Source organism: Pseudomonas sp. FG6, assembly GCF_057809015.1.
Window position 1 is genome coordinate 165,439 of record NZ_JBMDJD010000004.1, and the last position, 17,297, is coordinate 182,735.

Sequence of the window (17,297 nt, forward strand, 5' to 3'; positions counted from 1 at the left end):
GTGTCCTTGCCACCCGTGTCCTACATAAGGTAGTCCTCATGTCCTTGATCAATGAATACCGCGCCACAGAAGAAGCCATCAAAGAACTGCAAGCGCGCCTGAAGAACCTGTCGCAAGACGACAAGCTGCAAAAAGAACTGGAATTCGAAGGCAAACTGCGCACGCTGATGGGCGAATACTCCAAGTCCCTGCGCGACATCATTGCCCTGTTGGATCCAGAAGCAAAATCGAGCAAAGCCCCACGTGGCGCCGTAAAAACTACCGGCACCAAACGCGCTCGCAAAGTTAAGCAATACAAGAACCCGCACAACGGCGAAGTCATCGAAACCAAAGGTGGCAACCACAAGACTCTGAAAGAGTGGAAAGCCAAGTGGGGCGGTGACGTGGTTGAAGGCTGGGCAACCCTGCTGGGTTAAGCCTCACCGGTTCGCACCGTTCTTTGCGAACAAAAAACGCCAGCGAATGCTGGCGTTTTTTTATGCCTGTCATCTTTTCAATTCATCGTCAGCCAAGGCTTAAACGCTGGCGCAGTTGCGCGCTGTAACCCTGCCAGTGCAGGAGTACTTCTCGTTGCAATGGCGTTGCAAGGAGCATCCATTGCGCCATCGCCTTATCAAAACTTTCCAGCGTATTGGGCGCGCCCCACTCCGGGGATGACAGACGTTGTTGACAGAAAAGTCTCCAACGCTCGTGCTCTTGCTGATTCAACGTGTCAGGAAAGTTGCGGGCGCGATATCGGAACAATAATTCAGGCAAACGCTCATCATCGAAAGGCCAGCGCTCCTGGGTCAATTGAGCCGGATCCGCCAGTCGGACTTGCTCGCATAAACGGCGATCGCGATCGCCGAGAAAACCTGCGTACAACTGTTGCTCGGGATCTTCACTGGCGGTGAAATCCTCGCCCCCATAAATAGCCGGGAGTTTATCCTGCCAAACTTTCTGTGCGTCAGTTAGCCGCAACGCCCGCTGCTGATAACCCTCCATGTCCAATTGCAGTCGCTGCCGATCCTCCGCCCGCAGTACCGAGAGCGGCGCAACCACCGGACACTTGTTGATATGGATGAGCTTGAGCGGCACGGGCAACTCGCCTTCGAGCAGGTCTTCGCGGCGGGTATACAGGCGCTGGCGCAGCGTATCGGCGTCGTGATCCAGCAAGCCCTGGGGATCCAGGTGCAGGTCGCAGACGATCAAGGCATTGCGGTTCTTCGGATGCCAGGCCAGTGGCAGGACCACGCCAAGGTAATTGCGCTCACCGGAAAAACGCCCGGAAACATGCACCATCGGTTGCAGCAGGCGGATCTGGTCCATCACGCTCTGTTTGCTGCGCAGCTGGAACAGCCAGTCGTAGAGCCGCGGCTGTTTCTGCCGGATCAGGCGCGCCAGGGCGATGGTCGCGCGCACGTCCGACAACGCATCGTGCGCCTGGCCATGGTCAATACCGTTGGCGGCCGTCAGGCGCTCCAGCTTGAGGGTCACGCGCCCCTCCTCTTGCGGCCAGACAATGCCTTGCGGGCGCAGCGCGTAGGCAGTGCGCACCAGGTCGATCAGGTCCCATCGACTGTTGCCGCCCTGCCACTCGCGCGCGTACGGGTCGAAGAAATTCCGATACAGGCTGTAGCGCGTCATTTCATCGTCGAAGCGCAGGGTGTTGTAGCCGGCGCCGCAGGTCCCGGGAGCGGCCAGTTGTGCGTGGACACGGGTCATGAAATCGGCTTCGCTCAAGCCCTTTTCCGCTAGGCATGCCGGGGTGATGCCCGTGATCGCACAAGCCGCCGGATGGGGCAGGATATCGTCGCTGGGACGGCAATACAGGTTCACCGGCTCGTCGATCTCATTGAGCTGGAAATCGGTACGGATACCCGCCACCTGCAAGGGTCGGTCGCAACGCGGGTTGATGCCGGTGGTTTCGTAGTCGTACCAGAAAATGGAAGTCACGGGCTGTTCCTGAACTGAAGACTGGCGAAGTCTAGGCGCTCGAACCTGGCGGCGGCCAGTGGTCGTGTAACTTTTGAAGACTGGGGGGAGCGATTGGCGGGTGCAGTGTTCACCTCAGTTTCTGTGGGAGCAAAGCTTGCTCGCGATAGCAGCGCCTCAGTTTGCATCAATGTTGAATGTACAGACGCCATCGCGAGCAAGCTTTGCTCCCACAAGAGTTTTGTGTCGCTCACCCAATGCGCGCCCACAGGGATGCACAATCACATTGCAATGCGATCCACGAAATGACACACACAGTTATATCGTCCGCCCGCACGAAGACTGCTAGCATCGGGGCCGACATGACTCTTCGATCCGGCCCCATCATTCAGGTTGCCCATGCTCGAGAAACCAGCACTGCAAAGGAACGCGACGCTGCCTGCGCCACTGGACACGCGGTATCAGGTTGAAACGCCCGAAGGCATCGACCTGCCACTGCGCCCGGCGGGGTTGATGCCCCGTGCACTCGCCTTCACCCTCGACCTGGCCATACGCGGGCTGATCCTGGGCCTGCTTTTCATCATCCTGGCGTTTTTCGGCGAACTGGGTATCGGCCTGGGCTCGATCCTGCTGTTTATCGTCAGTTGGTGGTACATGGTGCTGTTCGAGGTATTGAACCAGGGCCGCTCCCCCGGCAAGCAGGTCATGGGGTTGCGCGTGGTCCAGGACGATGGCCGGCCCGTTGGCTGGTCGGCCTCCTTGATCCGCAACCTGTTGCGCTTCGTCGACATGTTGCCTTTCGGCTACACCTTCGGCGCGATCAGCTGCCTGCAACATCCGGCCTTCAAACGCCTGGGAGATCTCGCGGCGGGCACCCTGGTGGTGTATCGCGAACAGCCGGTCAAGCGCCCCACCCTGCCCATGGCGCAGCCCATACGGTTGTCCTTCAGCCTGAGCCTGAGCGAGCAGCGCGCCGTACTCGGTTTCGCCGAGCGCCAGGCAGAACTCTCCCCGGCGCGGGTCAACGAACTGGCCGGCATCCTGGCCGCGCCCTTGAACGTCCAGCCCCCCCAAGCCGCGACAGAACTCAACGGCATCGCCCGCGGCCTGCTGGGGCCAACATGAAGCAGAGCCTGTTCGAAAACCGCCATCAACGGGAATGGGACCAACTGTCCCAGCAGCTCGATCAACTGGAACGCAGCCGTCATGCGCTCCAGAGCGGCGACTTCCCCGGTGCCTACCGACGACTTTGCCATCACCTGGCGCTGGCCCAGGCCCGCGGCTACAGCAGCTTGCTGGTCGACACCCTGCAACAACTGGCGCTGCGTGGCCACCAGCAGCTCTACCGGGAGCGCAGCCGCCTTGCGATCAGCCTCTCGGCCTTTATCCTGGCCGGGTTTCCCCGACTGGTCCGTGAACAATGGCGGTTCGTGCTGGCCGCCGCGGCGATGTTCCTCGGCAGCCTGGCCGGCATTGCATTACTGGTCTATTGGTTTCCCGATCTGGTCTACAGCGTGCTGAGTGTCGACGAGGTGAGCCAGATCCGCAGCATGTACGACCCGGCTTCCGGACACCTGGGGCGCTCCGTCGAACGGGCCGCCAGCGAGGACTGGGTCATGTTCGGCTACTACATCATGCACAACATCGGCATCGCATTTCAGACCTTTGCCAGTGGCTTGATGTTTGGCCTGGGGAGCGCATTCTTCCTGTTCTTCAATGGCCTGACCATCGGCGCCGTGGCGGGTCACCTGACCCAGATCGGGTCCGCCACGACGTTCTGGTCGTTCGTGATCGGCCATGGCGCCTTCGAGCTGACCGCCATCGTCCTGGCCGGTGCCGCCGGCCTGCAATTGGGTTGGGCACTCATCGCGCCTGGGCGCCTCACCCGGGGCGAAGCCTTGCGGCTCGCGGCAGGCAAAAGCGTGCTGTTGATCGGCGGCATCGTCCTGTTGCTGCTGATCGCCGCCTTCATCGAGGCGTACTGGTCCTCCAGCGCCGTGACGCCCGCCACCAAATACACGGTCGGCGCGTTGTTGTGGTTGCTGGTGCTCGGCTACCTGACGTTTGCCGGACGGAGCCGCCATGCGCCTGAGTGATGCCACCGTCGTCATCCGCCCGCGTACCGCCTGGGAAGCCATGGACCTCGGCGTGCTGATGAGCCAGCAACACCGACGCCTGCTGATGACCAGTTGGGCCATCGTCACGCTGCCGGTGTATGCGTTATTGATGGTGTTGCTGTGGGAGTGGCCATCCCTGGTGGTGATCCTGTTCTGGTGGTTGAAGCCAGCCTTTGACCGTTTGCCCCTGTACATCCTGTCCAAGGCGCTGTTTGGCGAGACCCCGACCTTGAAACAGGCGTTGCGCCAATGGCTGGCGCTGCTCAAGCCCCAATTGCTGGCGAGCCTGACCTGGCGCAGGCTGAGCCTGAGCCGCAGCTTCCTCATGCCCGTCGTGCAACTCGAAGGACTGGCCGGCGAGGCGCGGGAACAACGCCTGCGGGTCTTGCTGCAACGCAACGGCGGCGCAGCGCAGTGGCTGACGATCATTGGCGTGCACCTGGAAACCGCCCTCTGGTTCGGCCTGATGGCGCTGTTCTATCTGTTCGTGCCACAGCAGGTCGAACTGGAGTGGGACTGGCAGATGCTGATCGCGACGAGCGAGCACACCGTGTTGAAGTTCGAGCACCTGATCAACTTCCTCTATCCCCTGCTGCTGATCGTCTGGGAGCCGGTGTATGTCGCCGCAGGCTTCAGCCTCTACCTGAACCGGCGCACCCTCCTCGAAGCCTGGGACATCGAACTGGTGTTCCGGCGCCTGCGCCAGCGCCTGAGCGGCGTGGCCCCGGCGTTGTTCCTGCTGGCCGTGCTCCTTCCCGCCCTCGCGCCCCCGGCGTGGGCCGACGGGGACGGTATCCCCCCCGAGAGCCCTCGATTGCTCAACCAACCGCTGACCAGCGAAGCTTCACGCAACGGCATCGAGGCGATCCTGCAAGCCCCGCCGTTCAAGAACCCACAGACCATCACCCGCTATCGTTTCGGCGAAGAACGCCCCGAACCCACCGAGGCCGAGGCCAACCCGGGCTGGCTCAAGGCATTGTTCAAATGGGTGGGCAGCCAACGCTTCGACATCGCCGCCGCGCTGATCCAGGTCATCCTCTGGGCCTGCCTGGCCGGTGCGATCGCCTGGCTCGCCTGGCGCTATCGTGAACAAGCCCAAGCCCTGGTGAGCCGCAGGCCGAGGCGACAGCCACCCATCGAACGGCCGGCACCGGCACAGATGTTCGGCCTGGACATCCGCCAGGAGAGCCTGCCGGAGGACGTCGCCACTTGTGTCGAACAATTGTGGGCCGCCCATCCCCGTGACGCCCTTGGCCTGCTCTACCGCGCCCTGCTCAGTCGCTTGCATCACGACTTCAACGTCCCCTTGAAACCGGCCGACACGGAAGGCCAGGTGCTGCAACGGGTCGAACGCCTCCAGCAACAGGAGCTGCTGCTGTTCAGCCAGGACCTGACGCTGCACTGGCAGAACATCGCCTACGGGCATCGCCCACCGCCGGCGCATCTGCAACGAGCACTGTGCGATGGCTGGCGCGGGCTATTCGGGCCGGGAGCGTCCCAGTGAAGCCGCGCCACGGATGGCTGGTGGGCGCCGTCGTGGCCGTCGTGCTGTGTGCGCTGGTCGCTTACGTCTATATGAAGGCGGTGCCCTACCAGGAAACCATCGACCACGGCCCCTCGCCGCAAGCCCAGGCCAACCCCTACCTGGCGGCCGAACATTTCCTGCGCCAGCAGGGCATCAAGGTCGATCACGCCAATAGCCTCGACGTCCTCCCCACCCTGGAGCCCCGCCAGCGCAGCCTGCTGTTGCTGGGGGAGCGAAGCAACATGACGCCACGGGATGTCGACCAGGTGCTGAACTGGACCCGAGCCGGCGGGCGGCTGCTGTTTGTCGCCGAGGCCCTGTGGGACGAGAGCACCGGCAGCAGCGGCGACTTGCTGTTGGACCGCGTACTCCTGCGGCAAATGCTGAGCAAGGACCTCAAGGAACCGGCGCCAGACCTCGTCAAGGACCGCTACCCCGAGCTGACCAAGCTGTACCTGGAAGACGAAGAGGCGCCGGCGTATGTCGATTTCGACACCGACTATCACCTCGAAGACCCGCACAACCTGGCCCAAGCCTGGGCCAACAGCGCATTGTCGACCCACATGATGCAATTGAACCTCGGCCTGGGCTCGATCACCGTGCTCACCGACGCCGAGGTGTGGAAGAACGAACACATCGGCCAATACGACAACGCCTGGCTGCTCTGGTACCTGAGCGCCGACACCGACGTCACGCTGCTGTTCAACACCGACCACGACAACCTGCTGAGCCTGCTGCTGCGCTATTTCCCCCAAGCATTGGTTGCCCTGCTGGCGCTGATCGGCCTGTGGCTGTGGCACGCGGCGGCACGCCTGGGCCCGTTGCAGCAACCGGCGCCCAAAGCACGGCGCCAGCTGGAAGAACACTTGCAGGCCAGCGCCGGTTTCCACCTGCGCCACAACGGCCAGCAACATTTGTTGCACACCTTGCAACAGGACGTGCTGCGCCGCGCCCGCCATCTACACCCCGGTTTCGAACAATTGGCCGTCGCCGAACAGTGGCAAGTACTCGCCCGCCTGACGCGCCAACCCACCCGAGCCATCAGCCAGGCCCTAAGCCCCCGGCCGAAACAGCGCCTGTCCAGCGCAGAGTTCTGCCGCTTGGTCGCCCATTTGCAAAACCTCAGGAACGCCCTATGACCGAACAGAACGAACCAGCCGGCAGCCAGGCCCATGCCACCCAACAGCGCCAGCGTGCCAGTCAGTTGGCCCAGGCCATACGCAGCGAACTGCATAAGGCGGTGGTCGGCCAGGCCGAGGTCATCGACGATGTGCTCACGGCGCTGATTGCCGGCGGCCACGTCTTGCTAGAAGGGGTTCCGGGGCTGGGCAAGACGCTGCTGGTGCGCGCCCTGGCGCGTTGTTTCAGTGGCGAGTACGCGCGCATCCAGTTCACTCCGGACCTGATGCCCAGCGATGTCACCGGCCATGCGGTGTACGACTTGCAGACCGAGCAGTTCAAGCTGCGCAAGGGCCCGGTGTTCACCAACCTGCTGCTGGCCGACGAGATCAACCGCGCCCCGGCCAAGACCCAGGCGGCGCTGCTCGAAGCCATGCAGGAACGCCAGGTCACCCTCGAAGGCCGTGCGTTGCCCATCAGCCAGCCGTTCATGGTGCTCGCCACCCAGAACCCCATCGAACAGGAAGGCACCTACCCGCTGCCGGAGGCCGAGCTCGATCGGTTCATGCTCAAGGTGCGCATGGACTACCCCGACGCGAGCCAGGAGCTGGACATGGTGCGCCAAGTCAGCCGCTCGACCCGCGCCGACATGCTCGACGTGCAGCCGTTGCGCACGGTGCTGCAAGCCAAGGATGTGCAGGCGTTGCAACGCATCGCCAGCGACCTGCCGATGGACGAGCAGGTGCTCGACTACGCCGTGCGCCTGGCCCGCACCAGCCGCAGTTGGCCGGGGCTGACCCTCGGCGCCGGCCCGCGTGCCTCGATTGCACTGGTGCGTTGCGCGCGGGCGCGGGCGTTGTTGCGCGGCGGCGAGTTCGTGGTGCCCGATGACGTCAAGGGCTGCGCCCTGGCGGTACTGCGCCACCGGGTACGCCTGGCGCCGGAGCTGGACATCGAAGGGCTGTCGGTGGACCAGGTGCTCGGGCAACTGCTCGAACAAGTGCCGGCGCCGCGGTTGTGAATGCCGTGTCCTTGCACACGCTCGCCTGGCCAACGCAGTCCTCTGTGGCGAGGGAGCTTGCTCCCGCTGGAGGCGCAGCCTCCCCTGGCGGTGTGTCAGATAGAACCTGGGGGCCGCTTCGCAGCCCAGCGGGAGCAAGCTCCCTCGCCACAGGAAACCTCGCAGCAGCAAATTTCTTTGCCAAGGCAAACACCTCCCGCGAGAGCATGCACCCATGAAACCCTCCCGCCTGCTGCTGACCTGGCTCGCCGTGTTGCTGGCCGTGAGTATCGTGCTGGGCGCGCTGCGGGCGTTGGACATCGCGATTCCACCGGTGCTGTTGTCGATCAACTGGGGCTTGCTGCTGGCGCTGCTGGCCTTGGCCACGCTCGACGCCGTGCGCCTCAAGCGCCTGCCCTCGCCCCGGGTGCAGCGGCAAATGCCGGGGAGCCTGGCACTGGGTCGATGGAGCGAGGTACGCCTGCAAGTCAGTCATGACTTCAATCAACCGCTGAACGTACGGGTCTTCGATCACGTCGCCGATGGCCTGGATTTCGAAAACCTGCCATTGTCGGTCGAACTGCAACCCGGCCAGCACAGCCAGGTCGGCTATCGCCTGCGCCCGCTCAAGCGCGGGCACTTCACCTTCGAACACTGCGAGACCCACCTGCCGAGCCCGTTGGGCCTGTGGACCGACAAACGCCTGCTGGACGCCGTCGACGAAACCCGCGTCTACCCCGACTTCGCCAGGCTCTACGAGGGCCAACTGCTGGCCGTGGACAACTGGCTCAGTCAACTGGGTATCCGCCAGCGTCAACGACGCGGCCAAGGCCAGGAATTCCATCAACTGCGCGAGTTTCGCGAAGGCGACAGCCTGCGCCAGATCGATTGGAAAGCTACCGCACGCCACCGCACACCCATCGCCCGGGAGTACGAAGACGAGCGCGACCAGCAGATCATCTTCCTGCTCGATTGCGGTCGGCGCATGCGCAGCCAGGACGGCGAGCTGTCCCATTTCGACCACGCCCTCAACGCCTGCCTGCTGCTCAGCTACACCGCCTTGCGCCAGGGCGACGCCGTGGGCCTGAGTACCTTCGCCACCGAACAGCCCCGCTACCTCGCGCCGGTCAAGGGCAGCGGCCAGCTCAACGTCTTGCTCAACAGCGTCTACGACCTGGACAGCAGCCAACGCCCCGCCGATTACCAGGCCGCCGTGACCCAACTGCTGGCCCGGCAAAAGCGCCGGGCCCTGGTGGTGTTGGTGACCAACCTGCGGGACGAAGACGATGAAGAGCTGCTGGCCGCCCTCAAACGGCTGGGCCAACAGCACCGGGTCCTGCTGGCCAGCCTGCGGGAAGAGGCGCTGGACCACTTGCGCCAGGCGCCGGTGCAAACCCTGCCCGAAGCCTTGGCTTATTGCGGGACGGTGGACTATTTGAATGCGCGGGCCGAGCTGCACAAGCGACTGGGCGCCCACGCCATCCCGGTGCTGGACTCACGCCCCAGTGAATTGGGGGCGCAATTGGTGACGCAATACCTTGCCTGGAAAAAGGCCGGGACCGCATAGACATTGTTGTTTTTGCTTGTGCCAGGCCTTCTAGTCGTAACGCTGACAGTCATTGAGAAATGCCATCAGACGGCGTTGCAGCAGAAGCGGAATAGGGCTTGGTCGCCATTCCCGTCATATTGATGTCGGCCCTCGGAAACGCCTGGTCGTATATCCAATTGAAATGGATGTCTGCGGACTTGGCGTCTCCTTCTACAGCGAGCGTTTTGACAAAACTATGCCAGTTGCCATTCTGAACACCACTACCCGTCAACTCTACCCAGCCCGTATTGCCTTTTGAAACGAGCCCTATTTTTATGTTGCCTTTCGAACGGCCATTATTTCCCGCTCTGTAGCTAAGCGTCCGCACAGAGAACAGCTTGCCACCTTGCGCCCATGAGTATTCCAGCTTGAGATCTGCCCATCCCTCGTCTCGTTGCGCCCTTATTGTAATTTCCGCACCTTTTCCAGCCTCGACAGTGTCCATGACCTTCTCCTGAACGCTAAGGAATATCCAATTGGCTACAGCGCCAATGGAGTCCACGATCCAGTAGACGACAGGGCTATCTGCCCGCACACCTGTCAACTTCGACAGCGCCGACAAACGGGCCACAGCCATGCTCGCGCACACCTGCGAAACCTTTTTTCTGCAAGCACGCTGATCCTGGATTTATCGGAAGGCCTGGAAGACTGGCCGCGCAACCTGGCCCTGGCGATTCACCAGAGGCAAGATGGGGGGGTGTTGCTGGAGAAGCTGCTGGATAGCGAAGCGAAGGTTCAGCGCTGAAGGCCTATATAAACGAGGACGGATGCAGAACCTGTGGGAGCGAGCCTGCTCGCGATGACGGTGGCTCAGCTTGCATCAATGCCGACTGTGCCGACGCCATCGCGAGCAGGCTCGCTCCCACAGGGCGGTAATAACTACCAGAAAACGCCGAGACTTAAGCCGACTCGGGCAGCGGATGAAAACTGAAATACTGTTGCAGGTCGCTGACCAGTTGCCCGTACTCCGGCGGCGCTATCCCTCGCAGTTTGAAGCCGGCATCGAAATGCTGTGGCGTGACATCTTCACGGCACCACAAGCAATTGGCCTTGATCTGGATGATTTGCTGCCCGCCCTCGTCGGAAGGAATTTTCAGGCGCAGATCAAAATCGGCACCGACCAACAACGGCAAATGGCTGATGAGCATCAGGCCATCTTCTGAGACATTGCCTAAAAAGCCGATGGGCCTGTCGTTGACGCCATTAAACACTTTCAGGAAATACGGCAGCTGCTGCCGCTCGATTCGCCGGTTCTTGTACATGTCTTGCATCGCTTTTTGAACGACCCCGTACAGGGGCAACCGAATATTTCGGAACGAGCACACGCCAGCCCGCTCTCCCCGATCCCGGTGCCAGACGCCTATATACGCCTTGGCCTGAACTGATGCCGGTCACAGGTGCCCCTTGGATCTAGAGATCTAGCTCTAATACGACTTGTACAATATAGCTCATGATTGCCGGGCGGCCAGCCCATAAACAGTGGCCGGTCAAACCGCCCTGTAATGGCCACCGGGGCACGATGGCCCCGCTATACCTCAGGAAGCGGGACGGATGGCCGAGGCGCTGCGAGTCGGATAATGGCCCAGGCTCTGCAGGGTCTCGAGCCGGGCACGGGCGCGGAAGGCGTATTCGCTGTTGGGGTACTGCATGATGATGAACTGATAGGTCTGCGCCGCATCGACGAACAGCTTTTGCCGTTCCAGGCACTGGCCGCGCATCATCGAGACTTCCGGCTGCATGTAGCGACGGGCCCGGCTGTCGCGGTCGACCTGGGACAGCTCGAGCATCACCTGTTCGCAATTGCCGCGCTCATAGGCCTTGTAGGCGAGGTTCATGTGATGGTCCATCGACCAACGGGTGCAGCCCGTGATACTCAGGGCCAGGGCAATAAAAAGCACGAATCGCATGGGAAGGTTCTCCTGTCTTGAGTGCTGTATCGGCCTGGGTGGGGAAATCTTCAACCTGAAATGGTACTGGGAGTGCTCTTGTGGCGAGGGGATTTATCCCCTCGCCACAGATAAATCCCCTCGCCACAAAGGAGTTGTGTTGGGCAAAAAAGCGTGAAAATTTTCAGGAATGTTCCTTTCGAAAAAGAAACGAATAAGTAGTGCATATGAACAATGACTACACCCAAAGAGCATAGTAGCCTTCGCTGGCGCTTGAACCTGAGGAGTCTTGCATGTCCGTCCGTCGCACCAAAATCGTTGCTACCCTTGGCCCGGCCAGTCATTCGCCGGAAGTTCTCGAACAGCTGATCCTGGCTGGCCTGGACGTCGCCCGCCTGAACTTTTCCCATGGCACCCCGGACGAGCACAAGGCTCGTGCCAAGCTGGTGCGCGACCTGGCCGCCAAGCACGGCCGCTTCGTCGCCCTGCTGGGTGACCTGCAAGGCCCGAAGATCCGTATCGCCAAATTCGCCAACAAGCGTATCGAACTGAAAATCGGTGACACCTTCACCTTCTCCACCAGCCATCCGCTGACCGAAGGCAACCAGCAAGTGGTCGGCATCGACTACCCGGACCTGGTCAAGGATTGCGGCGTGGGCGACGAGCTGCTGCTCGACGACGGCCGCGTGGTGATGCGCGTCGAGACCGCCACCGACACTGAACTGAACTGCGTGGTGACCATCGGTGGCCCGCTGTCGGACCACAAAGGCATCAACCGTCGCGGCGGTGGCCTGACGGCTCCGGCCCTGACCGAAAAAGACAAGGCCGACATCAAGCTGGCCGCGGAAATGGAAGTCGACTACCTGGCCGTGTCCTTCCCACGCGACGCCGCCGACATGGAATACGCCCGCCAACTGCGCGACGAAGCCGGCGGCACCGCCTGGCTGGTGGCCAAGATCGAACGCGCCGAAGCCGTGGCCGACGACGAAACCCTCGATGGCCTGATCAAGGCTTCCGACGCCGTGATGGTGGCCCGTGGCGACCTGGGCGTGGAAATCGGCGACGCCGAGCTGGTGGGCATCCAGAAGAAGATCATCCTGCACGCTCGCCGCCACAACAAAGCGGTGATCGTCGCGACCCAGATGATGGAGTCGATGATCCAGAACCCGATGCCGACCCGCGCCGAAGTGTCCGACGTAGCCAACGCCGTGCTCGACTACACCGACGCCGTGATGCTCTCGGCCGAAAGCGCCGCCGGTCAATACCCGCTCGAAGCGGTGCAGGCCATGGCACGCATCTGCATCGGCGCGGAGAAGCACCCTACCGGCAAGACCTCCAGCCACCGCATCGGCAAGACGTTCGAGCGCTGCGACGAGAGCATCGCGCTGGCAACCATGTACACCGCCAACCACTTCCCCGGCGTGAAGGCGATCATCGCCCTGACCGAAAGTGGCTACACGCCGCTGATCATGTCGCGCATCCGCTCCTCGGTGCCGATCTACGCGTTCTCCCCGCACCGCGAAACCCAGGCTCGCGCCTCCCTGTTCCGTGGCGTCTACACCGTGCCGTTCGACCCGGCCGCCCTGCAACCGGGCGAAGTCAGCCAGGCGGCGGTGGACGAACTGGTCAAGCGCGGCGTGGTGCAGACCGGCGACTGGGTCATCCTGACCAAAGGCGACAGCTACCACACCATCGGCGGCACCAACGGGATGAAGATCCTGCACGTTGGCGATCCGATGGTCTGAGTGACCGAGCGCTGAAAACCAAAAGCCCTGCCATGTGAATGGCGGGGCTTTTTTGATTTTGGCTTCAGGAATGTAGTGCCTGAACGACCGTCTTCGTCGGATCGCCGCCCGGAGCAAGTTCGCTCCCCACGGGAGACGCACAGCATTTGAATACACCGCTCCCACAGGTATTTGAGGGATAGGCGAGATTTGGCTCAGCTCGCCCGAGTCAGGAAGACATCCGAAAACAGCTGATTGCGCGGCAAGCCGGCCAGGTACAAGCGCTTGGCGAAGGCTTCGACCCGCTCGGGGTGGCCGCACAGCAATGCCTGGGTTTGCCGGGACGCCAAGCGCAGTTGCCCCAGCGCCAGCGCGGCCTCGGCCGAGGTCAGCAGCTCGACACTGAGGTTGTGATGCTTGGCCGCCAGCGCCGCCAAGGGCTTGGCCAGATAGTGCCCGGCCGCATCGTGGGCCACATGGATGAGCCGGATCGGCCCCTGATGACGCTGGCGCAGGGCTTCACGCAGGATGCCGAACAGCGGCGCCAGGCCAGTGCCGGCGGCCAGCAGCCACAAGGGTTTGTCATGCCAGTCGGGGTTGTAATGCAAGGCCCCACCGCGCAGTTCGCCAAGGCGGATCGGGTCGCCCGCCTTCATCTGTCTCGCCGCATCGCTGAACCGGCCGGGTTCGCGGCAGTCGAGGTGAAACTCCAGGAAGCGGTCTTCCTCGGGCAGGCTCGCCAGGGAATATGGCCGGGCCACGCCAGCAGCCCACAGCACCAGGTGCTGCCCAGCCTGGTAACGCAGCGCCCGCTCAGGCGTGATGCGCAGACGCAGCACGTCGGGGCCCAGCCAGTCCACCGCCGCCACTCGGGCCGCCTGGCCGTCACGCTGCGGGTCGAAGGCATGGACCTGCACATCCTCGACGACCTGGCACTGGCACGCCAGTCGCCAGCCTTGATCGCGCTGCGCCGGGCTCAGCGCATCGGGTCGGCTGTCGCGCACATCGCCACCGACGCATTGCACCAGGCACGCATGGCAACTGCCGGCGCGACAACTGTAGGGCACCGGCACACCGGACTGATTCAAGGCGTCCAACAGATTGCTGCCCGCCGCCACCGTCCATTGCCGGTCGCCGACCGTCAACTCAGGCATCGACGTTCTCCCAGGCGGCGGCGCAGCGATTGCGGCCGTCTCGCTTGGCGCGGTACAAGGCCTGGTCGGCGCGCTGCAAGGCGTTGTCCAGGTCATCGCCCATTTCCAGCATCGTCATGCCCGCCGACAGGCTGAGGGCACCGACTTGCAGGCCGATCAGCTCGACCTCGGTGAACGCCAGCCGCAGCCGCTCGCAACAGGCGGTCAGGCGCGAGGGATCGCAATCGGGCAAGAGCATGACGAACTCCTCGCCACCGTAACGCGCCAGCACGTCACCCTCGCGCAGGCAGGCCGTGGCGACCCCGGCGAACGCCTGGAGCACCTGGTCGCCGGCGGCGTGGCCGTGCAGGTCGTTGATCCGCTTGAAGTGATCAAGGTCGATCAAGGCCAGGCCATGGGCGACATTGGGCCGCAGGGTGTTGAGCTCGCGAGAAGCCAGGCGCAGGAAGTGGCGACGGTTGAACAGCCCGGTCAGTTCGTCGGTGGCCACCAGGTCTTCGAGCTGGCGCATCATGCCGCGCAGGGTGTCCTGGTGCGCCTGCAAGGCGAACCGCCGCTGGCGCATGCGTTGGCGCGAGGTCTGGACGTAGCGGGCGTAAAACACCAGCCACACCAACACCATGAACAGCACGCACACCTGCAACGCGGCCAGCGTAGGGTCGGGAAGCCGGAAGAAGTAGCCGTCCCACAGGTTGATGCCGGTGAAGCTGATGAACACCAGCGTCGCACAGCGCACGAAGGCCCGGCGGGACAAGTGGAACAAGCCGAACAGCAGGATCAGCACATAGAACACCAGGAACACGCCCCGGGCCTGATCCAGGTGCGCCATCATCCAGGTCTGCCAGCCCAGGCCGATCAAGACCTGCATTTCGGTGAGGCTGGGGTCCTCGAATCGCAGGTTGCGGCCGGTGATAAACAGCGCGAACAGCCCGGCCTGGCACAACACCACCAACCCGCTGCCGATGATGACGCCGCGCAACGAGTCAAGGTAATGACCACTGAAAAATGCCAGCCACAACAACACCAGCGCCAGCGCGTAGGTCACGGCCGCCAAAGCGAAGCGTTTCAGTAAAAGACGTTGAATGGCTTTTTGGGTCAATCGTTGACTCACCATGAAAAAGGAAAACTGACAGAGGCGTCCAACGCTACAGGCCAGACGCCACTTTAGTGGCGTGTAGGACAAATGACCATTCAATTCTGGAGCAGAAAAATGGCGTCAAAGCAATGGCCTAGATTGACGCAGTGGTTTGATGCCTGACACCTAATCTGTGCACCGCCCTGTTGGGCTGTGGGAGCAAAGCTTGCTCGCGATGCGGACACCTCGATTCTCTGGGAGATTGCATGATCTTCATCGCGGGCAAGCCTTGCTCCCACATCGCTATCACGAACAAGCTCGCTCCCACAGGCCCCTCGCCTGCGATATACTGCCGCGCCTTTTTAACGTCGCGCCAACATGCCCGGCGTGTCCTAAGAGGTTCCGTCCGTCGACCGATGCACCCAAACGGGCGGTGCCTTATTGAATGTTCCCGTCTTAGAGAGGAGCGCGACTCATGACCGTGATCAAGCAAGACGACCTGATTCAGAGCGTTGCCGACGCCCTGCAGTTCATTTCCTACTACCACCCCGTGGATTTCATCCAGGCGATGCACGAGGCCTACCTGCGCGAAGAATCGCCGGCAGCCCGTGACTCCATGGCGCAAATCCTGATCAACTCGCGCATGTGCGCCACCGGCCATCGGCCGATCTGCCAGGACACCGGCATCGTGACCGTGTTCGTGCGTGTGGGCATGGACGTGCGTTGGGATGGCGCGACCATGAGCCTGGACGACATGATCAACGAGGGCGTGCGTCGCGCCTACAACCTGCCGGAAAACGTCCTGCGTGCGTCCATCCTCGCCGACCCGGCCGGTGCGCGCAAAAACACCAAGGACAACACCCCTGCGGTCATCCACTACTCCATCGTCCCGGGCAACACCGTGGAAGTGGACGTGGCGGCCAAGGGCGGCGGCTCCGAGAACAAGTCGAAGATGGCCATGCTCAACCCGTCCGACTCCATCGTCGACTGGGTGCTGAAAACCGTTCCGACCATGGGCGCCGGCTGGTGCCCACCGGGCATGCTGGGCATCGGCATCGGCGGCACCGCCGAGAAAGCCGCAGTCATGGCCAAGGAAGTGTTGATGGAATCCATCGACATCCATGAGCTCAAGGCCCGCGGCCCGCAGAACCGCATCGAAGAAATGCGCCTGGAGCTGTTCGAGAAGGTCAACCAGTTGGGCATCGGCGCCCAGGGCCTCGGTGGCCTGACCACCGTGCTCGACGTGAAGATCATGGACTACCCGACCCACGCCGCCTCCCTGCCGGTGTGCATGATCCCGAACTGCGCCGCCACCCGTCACGCGCACTTCGTGCTCGACGGTTCCGGCCCTGCCGCCCTGGAAGCGCCACCGTTGGACGCCTACCCGGAAATCGTCTGGGAAGCTGGCCCGTCGGCCCGTCGCGTGAACCTCGACACCCTGACCCCGGAAGAAGTGCAGAGCTGGAAGCCGGGCGAAACCGTCCTGCTCAACGGCAAGATGCTCACCGGTCGCGACGCGGCGCACAAGCGCATGGTCGAGATGCTGAACAAGGGTGAAACCCTGCCGGTGGACCTCAAAGGTCGCTTCATCTACTACGTCGGCCCGGTCGACCCGGTGGGCGACGAAGTGGTCGGCCCGGCCGGCCCGACCACCGCCACGCGGATGGACAAGTTCACCCGTCAGATCCTCGAGCAGACTGGCCTGCTGGGCATGATCGGCAAATCCGAGCGCGGCCCGACCGCCATCGAAGCGATCAAGGACAGCAAGGCCGTCTACCTGATGGCCGTCGGCGGCGCGGCTTACCTGGTCGCCCAGGCGATCAAGAAGTCCAAGGTCCTGGCCTTCGCCGAACTGGGCATGGAAGCGATCTACGAGTTCGAGGTCAAGGACATGCCGGTGACGGTCGCGGTCGACAGCAAGGGCGAGTCGGTGCACATCACCGGCCCTGCCATCTGGCAGAAAAAGATCAGCGACAGCCTGGCGGTAGAAGTGCAGTAACACGCACTTAGCCGCAGTGAAAAAGGCCGGTGGGGCAACATGCCCACCGGCCTTTTTGTTGATGGCTCCCCTTTAACTTAAGAACAACAGATGACCTGTGGCGAGGGAGCAAGCTCCCTCGCCACAATTGTTCACACAAACCTCAAGTGAACCGCCTTGCTCGCGATAGCGGTGGCGCAGCTTGCATCCATGTGGG

Annotated in this window: 16 protein-coding genes; 10 read left to right on the plus strand and 6 right to left on the minus strand. The window is 62.6% G+C overall.

The features are described 5' to 3' along the window. Positions 1-38 precede the first annotated feature (38 nt). A complete protein-coding gene (gene mvaT, locus ACODSJ_RS04340; protein WP_260959188.1) occupies positions 39-416 on the plus strand; it encodes a histone-like nucleoid-structuring protein MvaT in 378 nt (125 codons plus the stop codon). 88 nt (positions 417-504) lie between these two features. On the opposite strand, the gene sbcB is transcribed toward mvaT, so the two are convergent. Then, on the minus strand, positions 505-1,935 hold the full coding sequence (sbcB, locus tag ACODSJ_RS04345; protein WP_489100545.1) for an exodeoxyribonuclease I: 1,431 nt from the start codon (positions 1,933-1,935) through the stop codon (positions 505-507). Between the two features lie 378 nt (positions 1,936-2,313). Between sbcB and ACODSJ_RS04350 the strand changes: the two genes are divergently transcribed. The 6 genes from ACODSJ_RS04350 (at position 2,314) to ACODSJ_RS04375 (ending at position 9,242) form a co-directional block, all read left to right on the plus strand. Then, the gene (locus ACODSJ_RS04350; RefSeq protein WP_489100546.1) at positions 2,314-3,039 is read left to right on the plus strand and encodes an RDD family protein; all 726 of its coding nucleotides are present in this window, start codon (positions 2,314-2,316) and stop codon (positions 3,037-3,039) included. Further along, positions 3,036-4,010: a stage II sporulation protein M gene (locus ACODSJ_RS04355; protein WP_489100547.1), complete on the plus strand. Its 975-nt coding sequence runs from the start codon at positions 3,036-3,038 to the stop codon at positions 4,008-4,010. Before ACODSJ_RS04350 ends, ACODSJ_RS04355 begins: the two co-directional genes overlap by 4 nt. After that, positions 3,997-5,535 (plus strand): DUF4129 domain-containing protein, encoded by a 1,539-nt coding sequence (locus ACODSJ_RS04360; RefSeq protein WP_489100548.1) that lies wholly within the window; start codon positions 3,997-3,999, stop codon positions 5,533-5,535. Before ACODSJ_RS04355 ends, ACODSJ_RS04360 begins: the two co-directional genes overlap by 14 nt. A gap of 71 nt (positions 5,536-5,606) precedes the next feature. Beyond that, entirely contained in the window at positions 5,607-6,695 is a 1,089-nt protein-coding gene (locus ACODSJ_RS04365) for a DUF4350 domain-containing protein (RefSeq protein ID WP_489100597.1), read from the plus strand. After that, positions 6,692-7,696, plus strand: a complete 1,005-nt coding sequence (locus tag ACODSJ_RS04370; protein WP_489100549.1) for an AAA family ATPase — start codon at positions 6,692-6,694, stop codon at positions 7,694-7,696. Before ACODSJ_RS04365 ends, ACODSJ_RS04370 begins: the two co-directional genes overlap by 4 nt. Positions 7,697-7,910: 214 nt before the next feature. After that, positions 7,911-9,242 carry a DUF58 domain-containing protein gene (locus ACODSJ_RS04375; RefSeq protein ID WP_489100550.1) on the plus strand — a complete coding sequence of 444 codons (1,332 nt, stop codon included), beginning with the start codon at positions 7,911-7,913 and terminating at the stop codon, positions 9,240-9,242. 49 nt (positions 9,243-9,291) lie between these two features. Here ACODSJ_RS04375 and ACODSJ_RS04380 read toward each other — a convergent pair whose 3' ends face one another. Continuing rightward, the gene (locus ACODSJ_RS04380; protein WP_489100601.1) at positions 9,292-9,840 is read right to left on the minus strand and encodes a hypothetical protein; all 549 of its coding nucleotides are present in this window, start codon (positions 9,838-9,840) and stop codon (positions 9,292-9,294) included. Positions 9,841-9,903: 63 nt separating this feature from the next. Here ACODSJ_RS04380 and ACODSJ_RS04385 point away from each other — a divergent pair, with 63 nt between their 5' ends. Beyond that, positions 9,904-10,008 (plus strand): hypothetical protein, encoded by a 105-nt coding sequence (locus ACODSJ_RS04385; RefSeq protein WP_489100598.1) that lies wholly within the window; start codon positions 9,904-9,906, stop codon positions 10,006-10,008. 154 nt (positions 10,009-10,162) lie between these two features. Here the strand turns inward: ACODSJ_RS04385 and ACODSJ_RS04390 are convergent, their stop codons facing one another. Then, on the minus strand, positions 10,163-10,525 hold the full coding sequence (locus ACODSJ_RS04390; protein WP_489100551.1) for a PilZ domain-containing protein: 363 nt from the start codon (positions 10,523-10,525) through the stop codon (positions 10,163-10,165). A 273-nt stretch (positions 10,526-10,798) separates the two neighbouring features. Continuing rightward, a complete protein-coding gene (locus tag ACODSJ_RS04395) occupies positions 10,799-11,170 on the minus strand; it encodes a tetratricopeptide repeat protein (protein WP_489100552.1) in 372 nt (123 codons plus the stop codon). A gap of 272 nt (positions 11,171-11,442) precedes the next feature. On the opposite strand from ACODSJ_RS04395, the gene pyk reads away from it, so the two are divergent. After that, entirely contained in the window at positions 11,443-12,894 is a 1,452-nt protein-coding gene (gene pyk / locus ACODSJ_RS04400; RefSeq protein ID WP_489100553.1) for a pyruvate kinase, read from the plus strand. 194 nt (positions 12,895-13,088) lie between these two features. On the opposite strand, the gene ACODSJ_RS04405 is transcribed toward pyk, so the two are convergent. After that, complete coding sequence (locus ACODSJ_RS04405) at positions 13,089-14,027, minus strand: iron-sulfur-binding ferredoxin reductase (RefSeq protein ID WP_489100554.1); 939 nt, start codon at positions 14,025-14,027, stop codon at positions 13,089-13,091. After that, entirely contained in the window at positions 14,020-15,126 is a 1,107-nt protein-coding gene (locus tag ACODSJ_RS04410; RefSeq protein ID WP_489100555.1) for a GGDEF domain-containing protein, read from the minus strand. Before ACODSJ_RS04410 ends, ACODSJ_RS04405 begins: the two co-directional genes overlap by 8 nt. A 451-nt stretch (positions 15,127-15,577) precedes the next feature. Here ACODSJ_RS04410 and ACODSJ_RS04415 point away from each other — a divergent pair, with 451 nt between their 5' ends. Further along, positions 15,578-17,101 (plus strand): fumarate hydratase, encoded by a 1,524-nt coding sequence (locus tag ACODSJ_RS04415; RefSeq protein ID WP_489100556.1) that lies wholly within the window; start codon positions 15,578-15,580, stop codon positions 17,099-17,101. The last annotated feature ends 196 nt before the right edge of the window (positions 17,102-17,297 follow it).

Excerpts from the sequence above, each read along its gene's own strand:
- mvaT (WP_260959188.1), top strand. The coding sequence starts at position 39 with ATGTCCTTGATCAATGAATACCGCGCCACAGAAGAAGCCATCAAAGAA.
- ACODSJ_RS04350 (WP_489100546.1), top strand. The coding sequence starts at position 2,314 with ATGCTCGAGAAACCAGCACTGCAAAGGAACGCGACGCTGCCTGCGCCA.
- ACODSJ_RS04355 (WP_489100547.1), top strand. The coding sequence starts at position 3,036 with ATGAAGCAGAGCCTGTTCGAAAACCGCCATCAACGGGAATGGGACCAA.
- ACODSJ_RS04360 (WP_489100548.1), top strand. The coding sequence starts at position 3,997 with ATGCGCCTGAGTGATGCCACCGTCGTCATCCGCCCGCGTACCGCCTGG.
- ACODSJ_RS04365 (WP_489100597.1), top strand. The coding sequence starts at position 5,607 with ATGAAGGCGGTGCCCTACCAGGAAACCATCGACCACGGCCCCTCGCCG.
- ACODSJ_RS04370 (WP_489100549.1), top strand. The coding sequence starts at position 6,692 with ATGACCGAACAGAACGAACCAGCCGGCAGCCAGGCCCATGCCACCCAA.
- ACODSJ_RS04375 (WP_489100550.1), top strand. The coding sequence starts at position 7,911 with ATGAAACCCTCCCGCCTGCTGCTGACCTGGCTCGCCGTGTTGCTGGCC.
- ACODSJ_RS04380 (WP_489100601.1), bottom strand. The coding sequence starts at position 9,840 with ATGGCTGTGGCCCGTTTGTCGGCGCTGTCGAAGTTGACAGGTGTGCGG.
- ACODSJ_RS04390 (WP_489100551.1), bottom strand. The coding sequence starts at position 10,525 with ATGTACAAGAACCGGCGAATCGAGCGGCAGCAGCTGCCGTATTTCCTG.
- ACODSJ_RS04395 (WP_489100552.1), bottom strand. The coding sequence starts at position 11,170 with ATGCGATTCGTGCTTTTTATTGCCCTGGCCCTGAGTATCACGGGCTGC.
- pyk (WP_489100553.1), top strand. The coding sequence starts at position 11,443 with ATGTCCGTCCGTCGCACCAAAATCGTTGCTACCCTTGGCCCGGCCAGT.
- ACODSJ_RS04405 (WP_489100554.1), bottom strand. The coding sequence starts at position 14,027 with ATGCCTGAGTTGACGGTCGGCGACCGGCAATGGACGGTGGCGGCGGGC.
- ACODSJ_RS04415 (WP_489100556.1), top strand. The coding sequence starts at position 15,578 with ATGACCGTGATCAAGCAAGACGACCTGATTCAGAGCGTTGCCGACGCC.